This window comes from Pseudomonas rustica (assembly GCF_049959085.1).
In the GTDB taxonomy this organism is placed as follows: Bacteria; Pseudomonadota; Gammaproteobacteria; order Pseudomonadales; family Pseudomonadaceae; genus Aquipseudomonas; species Aquipseudomonas rustica.
Window position 1 is genome coordinate 344399 of record NZ_CP188200.1, and the last position, 14245, is coordinate 358643.

Consider the following 14245-nt stretch of genomic DNA (forward strand, 5'->3'; position numbering starts at 1 on the left):
TTAACCAACCGCTCTTTAACAACTGAATCAAGCAATTCGTGTGGGTGCTTGTGGAGTCAGACTGATAGTCAACAAGATTGTCAGCATCACAAGTTACTCCGCGAGAAATCAAAGATGTAACCAACGATTGCTGAGCCAAGTTTAGGGTTTCTTAAAAACCCAAAGATGTTTGAACTGAAGAGTTTGATCATGGCTCAGATTGAACGCTGGCGGCAGGCCTAACACATGCAAGTCGAGCGGATGAGAGGAGCTTGCTCCTTAATTCAGCGGCGGACGGGTGAGTAATGCCTAGGAATCTGCCTGGTAGTGGGGGACAACGTTTCGAAAGGAACGCTAATACCGCATACGTCCTACGGGAGAAAGCAGGGGACCTTCGGGCCTTGCGCTATCAGATGAGCCTAGGTCGGATTAGCTAGTTGGTGAGGTAATGGCTCACCAAGGCGACGATCCGTAACTGGTCTGAGAGGATGATCAGTCACACTGGAACTGAGACACGGTCCAGACTCCTACGGGAGGCAGCAGTGGGGAATATTGGACAATGGGCGAAAGCCTGATCCAGCCATGCCGCGTGTGTGAAGAAGGTCTTCGGATTGTAAAGCACTTTAAGTTGGGAGGAAGGGCAGTAAATTAATACTTTGCTGTTTTGACGTTACCGACAGAATAAGCACCGGCTAACTCTGTGCCAGCAGCCGCGGTAATACAGAGGGTGCAAGCGTTAATCGGAATTACTGGGCGTAAAGCGCGCGTAGGTGGTTCGTTAAGTTGGATGTGAAATCCCCGGGCTCAACCTGGGAACTGCATTCAAAACTGTCGAGCTAGAGTATGGTAGAGGGTGGTGGAATTTCCTGTGTAGCGGTGAAATGCGTAGATATAGGAAGGAACACCAGTGGCGAAGGCGACCACCTGGACTGATACTGACACTGAGGTGCGAAAGCGTGGGGAGCAAACAGGATTAGATACCCTGGTAGTCCACGCCGTAAACGATGTCAACTAGCCGTTGGGAGCCTTGAGCTCTTAGTGGCGCAGCTAACGCATTAAGTTGACCGCCTGGGGAGTACGGCCGCAAGGTTAAAACTCAAATGAATTGACGGGGGCCCGCACAAGCGGTGGAGCATGTGGTTTAATTCGAAGCAACGCGAAGAACCTTACCAGGCCTTGACATCCAATGAACTTTCCAGAGATGGATTGGTGCCTTCGGGAACATTGAGACAGGTGCTGCATGGCTGTCGTCAGCTCGTGTCGTGAGATGTTGGGTTAAGTCCCGTAACGAGCGCAACCCTTGTCCTTAGTTACCAGCACGTCATGGTGGGCACTCTAAGGAGACTGCCGGTGACAAACCGGAGGAAGGTGGGGATGACGTCAAGTCATCATGGCCCTTACGGCCTGGGCTACACACGTGCTACAATGGTCGGTACAAAGGGTTGCCAAGCCGCGAGGTGGAGCTAATCCCATAAAACCGATCGTAGTCCGGATCGCAGTCTGCAACTCGACTGCGTGAAGTCGGAATCGCTAGTAATCGTGAATCAGAATGTCACGGTGAATACGTTCCCGGGCCTTGTACACACCGCCCGTCACACCATGGGAGTGGGTTGCACCAGAAGTAGCTAGTCTAACCTTCGGGAGGACGGTTACCACGGTGTGATTCATGACTGGGGTGAAGTCGTAACAAGGTAGCCGTAGGGGAACCTGCGGCTGGATCACCTCCTTAATCGACGACATCAGCTGCTCCATGAGCTCCCACACGAATTGCTTGATTCATTGAAGAAGACGATAGAAGCAGCTTTAAGCTCCAAGCTGATAGCTCCAAGCTAACAGTTACGCGCTCGAAATTGGGTCTGTAGCTCAGTTGGTTAGAGCGCACCCCTGATAAGGGTGAGGTCGGCAGTTCGAATCTGCCCAGACCCACCAATTTTGTTATGGGGCCATAGCTCAGCTGGGAGAGCGCCTGCCTTGCACGCAGGAGGTCAACGGTTCGATCCCGTTTGGCTCCACCATATAACTGCTTCTGAAAGCTTAGAAATGAGTATTCCATTGAGAATATTGATTTCTAGTCTTTTGATTAGATCGTTCTTTAAAAATTTGGGTATGTGATAGAAAGATAGACTGAACGTTACTTTCACTGGTAACGGATCAGGCTAAGGTAAAATTTGTGAGTTCTCTTAATTGAGAAATTCGAATTTTCGGCGAATGTCGTCTTCACAGTATAACCAGATTGCTTGGGGTTATATGGTCAAGTGAAGAAGCGCATACGGTGGATGCCTTGGCAGTCAGAGGCGATGAAAGACGTGGTAGCCTGCGAAAAGCTTCGGGGAGTCGGCAAACAGACTTTGATCCGGAGATGTCTGAATGGGGGAACCCAGCCATCATAAGATGGTTATCTTGTACTGAATACATAGGTGCAAGAGGCGAACCAGGGGAACTGAAACATCTAAGTACCCTGAGGAAAAGAAATCAACCGAGATTCCCTTAGTAGTGGCGAGCGAACGGGGACTAGCCCTTAAGTGGCTTTGAGATTAGCGGAACGCTCTGGAAAGTGCGGCCATAGTGGGTGATAGCCCTGTACGCGAAAATCTCTTAGTCATGAAATCGAGTAGGACGGAGCACGAGAAACTTTGTCTGAATATGGGGGGACCATCCTCCAAGGCTAAATACTACTGACTGACCGATAGTGAACTAGTACCGTGAGGGAAAGGCGAAAAGAACCCCGGAGAGGGGAGTGAAATAGATCCTGAAACCGTATGCGTACAAGCAGTGGGAGCAGACTTTGTTCTGTGACTGCGTACCTTTTGTATAATGGGTCAGCGACTTATTTTCAGTGGCGAGCTTAACCGAATAGGGGAGGCGTAGCGAAAGCGAGTCTTAATAGGGCGTCTAGTCGCTGGGAATAGACCCGAAACCGGGCGATCTATCCATGGGCAGGTTGAAGGTTGGGTAACACTAACTGGAGGACCGAACCGACTACCGTTGAAAAGTTAGCGGATGACCTGTGGATCGGAGTGAAAGGCTAATCAAGCTCGGAGATAGCTGGTTCTCCTCGAAAGCTATTTAGGTAGCGCCTCATGTATCACTGTAGGGGGTAGAGCACTGTTTCGGCTAGGGGGTCATCCCGACTTACCAAACCGATGCAAACTCCGAATACCTACAAGTGCCGAGCATGGGAGACACACGGCGGGTGCTAACGTCCGTCGTGAAAAGGGAAACAACCCAGACCGTCAGCTAAGGTCCCAAAGTTATGGTTAAGTGGGAAACGATGTGGGAAGGCTTAGACAGCTAGGAGGTTGGCTTAGAAGCAGCCACCCTTTAAAGAAAGCGTAATAGCTCACTAGTCGAGTCGGCCTGCGCGGAAGATGTAACGGGGCTCAAACCATACACCGAAGCTACGGGTATCATCTTCGGATGATGCGGTAGAGGAGCGTTCTGTAAGCCTGTGAAGGTGAGTTGAGAAGCTTGCTGGAGGTATCAGAAGTGCGAATGCTGACATGAGTAACGACAATGGGTGTGAAAAACACCCACGCCGAAAGACCAAGGTTTCCTGCGCAACGTTAATCGACGCAGGGTTAGTCGGTCCCTAAGGCGAGGCTGAAAAGCGTAGTCGATGGAAAACAGGTTAATATTCCTGTACTTCTGGTTATTGCGATGGAGGGACGGAGAAGGCTAGGCCAGCTTGGCGTTGGTTGTCCAAGTTTAAGGTGGTAGGCTGAGATCTTAGGTAAATCCGGGATCTTAAGGCCGAGAGCTGATGACGAGTGTTCTTTTAGAACACGAAGTGGTTGATGCCATGCTTCCAAGAAAAGCTTCTAAGCTTCAGGTAACCAGGAACCGTACCCCAAACCGACACAGGTGGTTGGGTAGAGAATACCAAGGCGCTTGAGAGAACTCGGGTGAAGGAACTAGGCAAAATGGCACCGTAACTTCGGGAGAAGGTGCGCCGGTGAGGGTGAAGGACTTGCTCCGTAAGCTCATGCCGGTCGAAGATACCAGGCCGCTGCGACTGTTTATTAAAAACACAGCACTCTGCAAACACGAAAGTGGACGTATAGGGTGTGACGCCTGCCCGGTGCCGGAAGGTTAATTGATGGGGTTAGCTAACGCGAAGCTCTTGATCGAAGCCCCGGTAAACGGCGGCCGTAACTATAACGGTCCTAAGGTAGCGAAATTCCTTGTCGGGTAAGTTCCGACCTGCACGAATGGCGTAACGATGGCGGCGCTGTCTCCACCCGAGACTCAGTGAAATTGAAATCGCTGTGAAGATGCAGTGTATCCGCGGCTAGACGGAAAGACCCCGTGAACCTTTACTATAGCTTTGCACTGGACTTTGAATTTGCTTGTGTAGGATAGGTGGGAGGCTTTGAAGCGTGGACGCCAGTTCGCGTGGAGCCAACCTTGAAATACCACCCTGGCAACTTTGAGGTTCTAACTCAGGTCCGTTATCCGGATCGAGGACAGTGTATGGTGGGTAGTTTGACTGGGGCGGTCTCCTCCTAAAGAGTAACGGAGGAGTACGAAGGTGCGCTCAGACCGGTCGGAAATCGGTCGTAGAGTATAAAGGCAAAAGCGCGCTTGACTGCGAGACAGACACGTCGAGCAGGTACGAAAGTAGGTCTTAGTGATCCGGTGGTTCTGTATGGAAGGGCCATCGCTCAACGGATAAAAGGTACTCCGGGGATAACAGGCTGATACCGCCCAAGAGTTCATATCGACGGCGGTGTTTGGCACCTCGATGTCGGCTCATCACATCCTGGGGCTGAAGCCGGTCCCAAGGGTATGGCTGTTCGCCATTTAAAGTGGTACGCGAGCTGGGTTTAGAACGTCGTGAGACAGTTCGGTCCCTATCTGCCGTGGACGTTTGAGATTTGAGAGGGGCTGCTCCTAGTACGAGAGGACCGGAGTGGACGAACCTCTGGTGTTCCGGTTGTCACGCCAGTGGCATTGCCGGGTAGCTATGTTCGGAATAGATAACCGCTGAAAGCATCTAAGCGGGAAACTAGCCTCAAGATGAGATCTCACTGGAACCTTGAGTTCCCTGAAGGGCCGTCGAAGACTACGACGTTGATAGGTTGGGTGTGTAAGCGCTGTGAGGCGTTGAGCTAACCAATACTAATTGCCCGTGAGGCTTGACCATATAACACCCAAGCAATTTGACTACTCGAAAGAGCATCAGATTGCGGTGTGTGAAGACGAAACGAACCGAAAGTTCGATGTTCACAAACACCGAAAGCTGTCACATACCCAATTTGCTGAAGCGAGGCCATCTGGTCACGACTCAGTACCCGAATTTCTTGACGACCATAGAGCGTTGGAACCACCTGATCCCATCCCGAACTCAGCAGTGAAACGATGCATCGCCGATGGTAGTGTGGGGTTTCCCCATGTGAGAGTAGGTCATCGTCAAGATTAAATTCCGAAACCCCAATTGCGAAAGCAGTTGGGGTTTTGTTTTGCCCGCAGGAAAGTTTTTGCACGGTTCATCGAACAAATTTGCACAGTTATTTTCGAACCAGAACACTAGAATAGCCCCACCTTTTTTGGAGCCAGAGCCTTTATGTCAGAGTCGGTTGACGCCCCCGGGCTGTCAGATCTACCGCTGGAAGACTTGGTGGCCTGTCACGAGTGCGACCTGCTGGTGCGCAAGCCAACACTCGCCCACGGCGAGAAAGCCCTCTGCCCCCGCTGCGGATACGAGTTGTACGCCCATCGCCATAACGTGGTGCAGCGCAGCCTTGCCCTGGTGATTGCGGCACTGCTGCTGTACATACCAGCGAACTTTTTGCCGATCATGCAGCTCAATCTACTCGGGCAGTCTTCGGATGATACGGTCTGGAGCGGCGTGCTCGGTCTCTTCAATACCGGCATGCAAGGCGTATCGATTGTTGTGTTCCTGTGCAGCATGGCCATTCCGCTGCTCAAGTTGCTGTGCCAATTGTTTGTGCTGCTGACAATCCGTTTCGATATCGGTCGCAGCTATGGCTTGTTGCTCTACCGCATTTACCACCACCTCAAAGACTGGGGGATGCTCGAGGTTTACCTCATGGGCGTACTGGTGGCGATCGTCAAACTGGCGGACATGGCCGCCATCACCGTCGGCCTTGGCCTGGCGTGTTTTATCGGCTTGTTGCTGGTTCAGGTCTGGCTGGAAGTGGTGATGTCGCCGCACCAGATCTGGCAGGCGTTATCAGGGGAAGATGCTCATGCGGGCGATTGATGCAGGCATTCTGACGTGCACCGAATGCCATGAGTTGAACCGGCAGGAAGCGGAGAACGATGAACAAACCTGCACCCGCTGCGGTGCATTGGTTCACGCGCGCCGGCCGAACAGCCTCACCCGTACTTGGGCCCTGCTGATCACGGCGGCGATTATCTATATACCGGCCAACGTATTGCCGATCATGACTGTCAGTTCTTTGGGTCAAGGTGACCCAAGCACGATCATGTCCGGCGTGATCCAGTTGGTGCAGCACGGCATGATTCCGATTGCTGCCGTAGTGTTCATCGCCAGTATTCTGGTGCCGACTTTCAAACTGGTGGGCATCGCACTGCTGTTGTTTTCAGTACAACGCAAACAACCGTTGTCGGCGCGGCAGCGCATCTGGATGTACCGCTTCATCGAGTTCATTGGCCGCTGGTCGATGCTCGATATTTTTGTGATCGCCATTCTGGTGGCGGTCGTCAATTTCGGCCGCTTAGCCAGTGTCGAAGCCAATCTTGGCGCCATCGCCTTCGCCAGTGTGGTGATTCTGACGATGCTTGCCGCAGTAACTTTTGATCCCCGACTGATTTGGGATAACACGGAGTCGGACGACGACCATGACTGATTTGCCCGTAGCGAAAACCCGACCGGCCTCGAACTGGTCTGCCATTTGGGTACTGCCTCTGATCGCGCTGATCATCGGTGGCTGGCTCGGCTGGCGTGCCTATTCCGAAACCGGCATCGAGATCCAGATTCGCTTTGAAAGCGGCGAAGGCATCCAGGCCAACAAGACCGAGATCATGTACAAGGGCATGTCGGTCGGTAAGGTCAAAACGCTGAAGCTCGACGACGAGGGCAACTCCAAAGGCGTCATCGCCACCGTCGAGATGAACAAGGACGTCGAGCAATACCTCAAGACCAGCACGCGTTTCTGGCTGGTCAAACCGAGCGTAACTCTGGCCGGCATCACTGGTCTGGAGACGTTGGTCTCAGGTAACTACGTCGCTATCAGTCCCGGCGAAGGCGAGCCCGCGCGCAAGTTCAAGGCGCTGGCCGAAGAGCCGCCGCTGTCCGACGCCAAACCTGGTCTGCACTTGACCATCAAGGCTGATCGTCTCGGTTCGTTGAGCCGTGGCAGCCCGGTGTTCTACAAGCAGATCAAGGTCGGTCAGGTCAAAAGCTATGTGCTGTCGGAAGACCAAAGCACCGTTGAACTCAAAGTGTTCATCGAACCGACCTACGCCAAACTGGTGCGCAAACACACGCGTTTCTGGAACGCCAGCGGCATCAGCATCGACGCGAACCTGTCCGGGGTCAAAGTGCGCAGCGAATCGCTGGCCAGCATCGTCGCCGGCGGTATCGCGTTCGCCACACCGGAGAATCGCAAGGACAGTCCGCCAACCGATCCGAGCCTGCCATTCCGTCTCTACGAGGACTTCGACGCTGCCGCTGCCGGTATTCGTGTGAAGGTCAAACTCAGCGACTTCGAAGGCCTGCAGGCTGGCCGTACGCCAGTGATGTACAAAGGCATTCAGGTCGGCAACCTGAAAGCATTGAAAGTCGATGCCGATCTGAACAGCGCCACCGCCGAGCTGACCCTCGATCCGTTGGCCGAAGATTATCTGGTGGAGGGCACTCAGTTCTGGGTGGTCAAACCGTCGATCTCGCTGGCCGGCATCACGGGTCTCGAAGCGCTGGTGAAAGGTAACTACATCGCCGTGCGTCCGGGTGACAAAGGTGCCGCCCCGAAACGTGAGTTCGAAGCACGTCCGAAAGCGCCACCGCTGGATCTGCGTTCGCCGGGTCTGCACCTGGTGCTGTTCACCGACACGCTGGGTTCGATCGATGTCGGCAGTCCGATCTTGTACAAGCAGGTCAAGGTCGGTTCGGTACAGAGCTACCAATTCTCCAAGACGCGCAAACAAATCATCGTCGGCGTGCACATCGAGAAGGAATACGAAAACCTGGTCAACGCTTCGACGCGGTTCTGGAATGTCAGCGGTGTCACGTTGACTGGCGGGCTGACCGGCGGCATTCAGGTCAAGAGTGAATCCCTGCAAACCCTGATGGCCGGCGGTATCGCCTTCGAAACACCGCAGGCCAAGGCGCCGCTGCAGAAACGCATTCCGCGTTTCCGTCTGTTTGCCAATCATGACGACGCCAGTAAAAAAGGCAGCGTAGTAACGATCAAAGTCGATCGCGCCGACGGTCTCAGCAGCGGCACGCCGGTTCGTTTCAAAGGGCTGGATGTCGGCAAGATTGAAAGCGTCGATCTGACTGACGACTTGCAATCGGTCATCCTCACCGCGCGCATCACGGAAGTGCCGGAGAAGATTGCCCGGGTTGGCAGTCAGTTCTGGGTGGTCAAGCCTGAGCTCGGCCTGATCAAGACAGAAAATTTGGAAACCCTGGTGACCGGCAAGTACATCGAAGTGCAGCCAGCGGCGAAGAATCTTGGGCCGCAGAAGAACTTCGTTGCACTGGCCACGGCGCCGGAAGTCACCAAACAAGAGGCGGGTCTGAGTCTGGTCTTGAGCGCTGCTCGCCGTGGTTCGTTGAAGCCGGGTGTGCCGGTGACTTACCGTGAAATTACCGTGGGTAAAGTCACCGGTTATGAACTGGGTCAGACCGCTGATCGCGTATTGGTGCACATTCTGATCGAGCCGAAATACGCGCCGCTCGTACGCAGTGGCAGCCGCTTCTGGAACACCAGCGGTGTCGGGTTTGATATCGGTTTGTTCAACGGGCTGACGGTGCGCACCGAATCGCTGGAGACAGCGATTCAGGGCGGGATTGCCTTCGCTACGCCGGAGGGTGAGCGGATGGGCGGTCAGGCTCGGGCGGAGCAGACGTTCCCGTTGTTCGACAAGTTTGAAGATGAGTGGCTGACGTGGGCGCCGAAGATTTCGCTCGGTAAATAAATTCTGCGGTGTTTGAAGTGGGGCCATCGCGAGCAGGCTCACTCCTACAGGGGAACGCATTCCAACTGTAGGAGTGAGCCTGCTCGCGATAGGGCCAGCCAATTCAGCACAAACCCCAAGCCATAAAAAAGGGCCGCGATCCCAGCAGATCGCGGCCCTTTTTTTATCTTCAGTTAACGCCGATCAAACCGCATCCAGCTCCGGTTCATCCGCTTCAACATTCACCGTGGCCTTCACCACATCATGGCGACGGATGTACTTCCAGTCCGCCTCATCAATGTAGATCCCCGCCGGGCCGCTGCCGCCTTCCAGGTCGATCGCGACACTCGCGCAGACCTGCGGCTTCACGCTCGCCAGAATCGGCACGAAACCCAGTTGCAGGCTGGTTTCCAGCAGTGCGGCCTGGTTCTTCTCATCGATGTCCGCCGCCTCGTCGAGGTAGTACGGCAGACGCACGCGGCCGGCCTGATCGCGATCCATCAAGTGCAGCAACAAGTACATGTTGGTCAGCGCCTTGATGGTCATGGTCGTGCCGTTGGACGCCGCGCCATCGATGTCGGTGTGGATCACCGGCTGGCCGTTGACCTTGGTGATCTCGAACGCCAGTTCGAACAAGTCCTTGAGCCCGAGTTGGTTGTGGTTCGCTGCCACCAACCGCGCCAGATATTCCTTGGCCTCTTCGTTCTTGTTGTCTTGCTCGGCGCTTTGGCTGAGGTCGAACACCGACAGGGTTTCGCCTTCTTCGTACTGACCGGCGCTGTGGATGATCTGGTCGATGTGCTTCAGGGCTTCCTTGTTCGGCGCGAGGACGATGCGGAAGCTCTGCAGGTTGGAGACCTGACGCTTGTTGATCTCGCGGTTGAACAGCGCCAACTGGTGCTCGAGGCTGTCGTAGTCGCTGCGAATGTTGCGCAGGGTTCGAGCAATGTCGGTAACCGCCGCGCGACGGGCCTTGCCCAGCGTCAGTGCTTCATCGGTACGGTGCGCGTAAGCGTTGATCAGCAGCGACAAACGGCGCTCCATGTCGTCTTCGCTGTCGAACTTGGCCACACCTTTGAGGCGCACTTGCGCGTACAGCGCTTCGATCTGACCGTCAGCACGGAGCAAGCCTTGCCAGCTGTCCTGATAGTCGTTGAGCAGCGGTAGCAGGTTGTCCATCGAATCGTCGACCGGATCCATGAACGGCGTACCGAACGGCAGATCCGCCGGCAGCAACTGACGACGGCGCAATGCATCGTCGAGCGTGCGTTGCTTGGCTTCCATATCGGCGATCTGGCGGCCGACCAGTTGCAGCTTGGCCGACAGTTGCTGGACGCGCTCGGTGAAGGCATCGCTGGAACGCTTGAGTTCGTCCTGCGCGCCTTCCATCTGCGCCAGTTGCTCGAGCTTGTCGCCTTCTTCAGCGCTCAAGGTCTGGGTGCGACGGAAATCTTCCAGCGCCTTTTGCGCGTCCAGCACTTGCTGGTACAGCGCTTCGGTCTGGGTCTTGCTCGCCGAGCGGTCAGCGGCAACGGCCTGCTGGGTCTTGAGCTGTTTCAGCTCTTTGTCCAGACGTTCTTTCTGGTCGCGCAACGCGGCACGGTCGGCCAGTGCTTGCAGCGCCGGTGGCTCAATGTGCGAGAGGTCTATCGACAGGCCCGGCACTTCGAAGCGTTCACCCTTGAAGCCATCAAGGATCAGCTCAACCGATTTGACCCATTCGCCACCCTCGTCGAGGGTAATGCCGTGTTCGCCCAGCGGCAGGCTGAACAGTGCGCTGTTGAACAGACGCATCAACCGTTCGACGTCGGGTTGCGAAAATTCTTCGCGCAGACGTGCATAGCTGTTGTTGTCGGCGTGATCGAGTTGCTGCTTCACCGACTTCAGGCGTTTTTCCAGATCGCGCAGGCGTTCTTCGAGATCTTCTGCACTGAACTGACGCGATTGCGCCAAGGCGCCGGCGAGTTCGTCGTGGGCGTCTTTGGCCGCGAGCAATTGTTGCTCCAGCACTTTGACGTCATCGACCAAAGCAAAGCGATTCTTCAGTACCGACAGCTCGCCGAGCCAACGCTGGATGCCGGAAATTTCCCGCTCCAGACGCATCAGTTCCTGGGTACCGCCGCGCTGATTGTTTTGCAGACTGTCCTGCTCGCCACGGTAGTGGTCGGCCTGGATGGTCAGCTCTTCCTTGCGCGCACTGGCGTAATCCGACCAAGTACCGAGCAACGAATCGAGCAGCGGCGACAGCCGATGCAGCTTGCCGCGCAGCACGTCGCGCTGTTTCACGCCGTTGGCCAGGGCTTCAACCAACGGGCCGGCAGCGACCAGCGAGTTGTAGTCCTGTTCCATGCGACGCACGTCGCGGAAGGCTTCTTCGCACGCGGCGATGTAATCGACACTGCCGGAACGCAGGCTGTGTTCGAAGGCATCGAGGAACAACTGCTTCAACTTGGCCGCTGTAATTTCGCGCATGTGCAGCAGGTTGATGAACAGCGCGCGGAAAGTCTTCAGGCTTTGCTCGCTGGTGGAGCGCAGCGGGATCAGGGTCAGATCCAAAGGAATAGACGTGTGACCGCCCACCAGCAAACGACGCAGCTCATCGGGCTTGAGTTCGTAGGCTTTCAGGCCTTCTTTCTCAAGGTTGCTGAACAGCTCTTTCTGACGCAGGCAGGTGTCGTTCTTTTGGTAATGCGCCAGATCGAGCTTGCCGGCGTAGGCGAAGAACTGGTGACCGAAACCACCGCCCGGGCCGCGACCGACCACGCCGATCACGTGCGGGCCGTGTGGCAGGTTCACTTCGACAAGGATGTAGCTGGTGTCGGAAGCGAAGTAGAAGCGCCGCGATTGTTCGAGGCTGTACTTGCCGAAACTCATGTCCGACATGCGCGCCAAAATCGGGAACTGCAAGGCGTTGATCGACGCCGATTTACCGAGGTTGTTCGCGCCGTAAACCGACAGCGGTTCTTCCAGCGGGAACAGGCCGAGGCTGTAACCGGCAGTGTTCAATAGGGCAAAGCGGCGGATGCCGTAGCGTTCCTGGCTCATGCGTCGGACTCCTGTTCTTCGGCAATGGCGCGGGCCAGTGCGTCTTCTTCGCTTTCTTCATCGAACTCGGTTAGATCAAGCGGATCGTCGGTTTCGAGGAATTTGGCTTCGGCCGCTTCGTCGATCAGCACCGGCGCTGGCAGCGGCAATACGCTGTGCACGCTGGCCGCCAGATCGCGGTCTTGCTGCACCGACAGGCACACGTCGAGGAAACGGTGCATCGGTGGCAGGAAGCGGTACACACCGTTTTCTTCACCGGCGAAACCGAGTTGAGTCATGCGGCGCATGATCTTTTCTTCGAGCTCTTCGACGGTCTGCACTTCGGCTTGAATAAACAGGTCGCGGTACTTCTCCAGCAGCGACGGCAGTTCTTCGCGGCCGAGGCTGCCGCCATCGAGCACGGCGATCGGGTCGCGGCCCTGATCGGCCAGATGCTCGACGAGGATGAAGGTGAACAGCGCCAGACGCTGCGCCGTCTTGTTCACCGCCGCAGCGGCCATGTCCGGCACAAAGTAGTAGAAACCACGGGTGTCGCAGACCAGTTCAAAACCCAGCGCCTTAAACAGTGTGCGGTATTGATCCTGGAAGTTCGACAGTTGCGCGTACAGTTCCGGGTCGCGGCGGCTGACGTGGTAACCCTTGAACAGCTCGCGGAAGATCGGTGCCAGTTGGGACAGTTCGGAGAGATCAAGATGCATTGGGGATGCTCGCAGAATCCTCGGCGGCACTGTCGCGGGCCGAGAGCAGGGCGAAGGAGCGCAGGCTGACCTGGTGCTCATGAGTGTGGTATTCGCGGCGTTCCAGACGTTCGCGGGTAAAGCGTTTTTCCCGCGACAGGCGCGAGAACCAGTAGAGCAATTCGTCGGTGGCGCCGTCCGGTTCCTGCTCGAGCAGCCAGGTCATCAGATCCGGCATCGGCAGCGATTCTTCGCAACGGTCGACCATCTCGCGCACGGTGCGCGGGGCACGTGGCGCATCGCCTTTCTGGGTTTTGTGCGCTTTCGGGAAGCGGGCCGGTTTCGGTTCGAAACGCGCCAACGCGTACACGTAGGCTTCGACCTGACTGGCGCTGCCGAGGAAGGTGCTTTGCGGGCGAGTGAACATCGGCATCGCGGCTTGCGGCACGGCGTCGATGCCTTTACGGCGGATCGCCGCCAGTGCGAGCGCGGCGCCACGGGTCACGGCGTTGTGCCGGCGGGCTTCTTCACGCAGCGGCAGCAACAGTTCGCGGGCATGCCGCAGAGTCAACTGAGCGCTGGTCTGCATTTCGAGGATGCGCGCGTGGGTGCGCAGCAGCATGTCATCGTCAACCAGATGGCCGAGGCGCTGTTGCTCGCTGAGCATTTTCAGCAGCACGGTTTCAACCTTGCGCACGCCTTGTTCGAAGGCGCCGTCGGCGTTCACCAGATCGATCATCGGCTCGACGTATTCGTCCCACGTCGCCAGTACTTCGGCGTAACGCTGACGCAGCGGAATCTGCCGGTCACTGGTCTTGGCGCGTTCTGCCACCGCCACCAGCGCTTGTTCGTCGTTGTCGAGTTTCTTCAGAACATCGCGCACGCGCATGTCGAGCAAACGCAACTGACGGGCGAGGTCGTGACCGTCGCGAACGTCGAACGCATCCTGAATGTAACCGGCCAGGCGTTCGAGGTGACGCAAATAGGCTTCGATTTCCAGGCACAGGCCCAAACGGTGTTCACGACGCAGGTAAGCGAGGAAGTCGTGAATCTGCGCATTGAGCTCGAACCGGTTCGGGCTTTTCGCCACCGGCACCAGAATATCGAGGCGAATCCACACGTCGAGCAGGCTGGTAATGTCCTGCGGCGTGCTGTCCAGTTGTTGGGCGGCCAGTTGCGTGCGCAGTTCGTTGAGGCTCAATGTGCCTTGGTCGAAGTGCTCACACAAAGGCTCCAGAAGCGCCCAGTGTTCAGCGAGGGCGCGCAAGACGCGCTTGGGTTCGATCATCGGAATGCCCGGCTGGTTGGCAATGAAAAGCGGCGATTGTACTGCATCGCAGCCGATACGATTCAATCCAGGGACAGGCTGTTGTTTTTCTTTCGGTCAAGTGATTGATCAACAACGGGCGATCTTGGACGAAGGGCGGTAGAATCAG

General features: G+C 56.0%; 6 protein-coding genes, 2 tRNA genes and 3 rRNA genes. 8 read left to right on the top strand and 3 right to left on the bottom strand.

The window, feature by feature from the left end:
* The first annotated feature begins 171 nt into the window (after positions 1-171).
* From ACP3TY_RS01675 to ACP3TY_RS01710, 8 genes are all read left to right on the top strand, one after another.
* Positions 172-1708 (top strand): 16S ribosomal RNA (locus ACP3TY_RS01675).
* A 123-nt stretch (positions 1709-1831) separates the two neighbouring features.
* A tRNA-Ile gene (locus tag ACP3TY_RS01680) sits at positions 1832-1908 on the top strand.
* A gap of 10 nt (positions 1909-1918) precedes the next feature.
* Positions 1919-1994: transfer RNA gene (locus ACP3TY_RS01685), tRNA-Ala, on the top strand.
* Between the two features lie 234 nt (positions 1995-2228).
* A 23S ribosomal RNA gene (locus ACP3TY_RS01690) occupies positions 2229-5122 on the top strand.
* Between the two features lie 156 nt (positions 5123-5278).
* Positions 5279-5394: ribosomal RNA gene (gene rrf / locus ACP3TY_RS01695) — 5S ribosomal RNA — on the top strand.
* The 16S, 23S and 5S rRNA genes sit together here with 2 tRNA genes alongside, the layout of an rRNA operon.
* Positions 5395-5542: 148 nt before the next feature.
* The gene (locus ACP3TY_RS01700; RefSeq protein ID WP_426619134.1) at positions 5543-6202 is read left to right on the top strand and encodes a paraquat-inducible protein A; all 660 of its coding nucleotides are present in this window, start codon (positions 5543-5545) and stop codon (positions 6200-6202) included.
* Positions 6189-6812, top strand: coding sequence for a paraquat-inducible protein A (locus ACP3TY_RS01705; RefSeq protein WP_426619135.1), 624 nt, complete (start codon positions 6189-6191; stop codon positions 6810-6812). The genes ACP3TY_RS01700 and ACP3TY_RS01705 overlap by 14 nt, the downstream gene beginning before the upstream one ends.
* Positions 6805-9108, top strand: a complete 2304-nt coding sequence (locus tag ACP3TY_RS01710) for an intermembrane transport protein PqiB (protein WP_159815604.1) — start codon at positions 6805-6807, stop codon at positions 9106-9108. The genes ACP3TY_RS01705 and ACP3TY_RS01710 overlap by 8 nt, the downstream gene beginning before the upstream one ends.
* Positions 9109-9291: 183 nt before the next feature.
* Here the strand turns inward: ACP3TY_RS01710 and mksF are convergent, their stop codons facing one another.
* Genes mksF through mksB form a run of 3 tightly spaced genes read right to left on the bottom strand, consistent with a single transcriptional unit; the run spans position 9292 to position 14097 of the window.
* Positions 9292-12132, bottom strand: a complete 2841-nt coding sequence (mksF, locus tag ACP3TY_RS01715) for an Mks condensin complex protein MksF (RefSeq protein WP_426619136.1) — start codon at positions 12130-12132, stop codon at positions 9292-9294.
* Complete coding sequence (gene mksE / locus ACP3TY_RS01720; protein WP_034156067.1) at positions 12129-12830, bottom strand: Mks condensin complex protein MksE; 702 nt, start codon at positions 12828-12830, stop codon at positions 12129-12131. Before mksE ends, mksF begins: the two co-directional genes overlap by 4 nt.
* Positions 12820-14097, bottom strand: a complete 1278-nt coding sequence (gene mksB / locus ACP3TY_RS01725; protein ID WP_426619137.1) for an Mks condensin complex protein MksB — start codon at positions 14095-14097, stop codon at positions 12820-12822. The genes mksE and mksB overlap by 11 nt, the downstream gene beginning before the upstream one ends.
* Positions 14098-14245 lie beyond the last annotated feature (148 nt).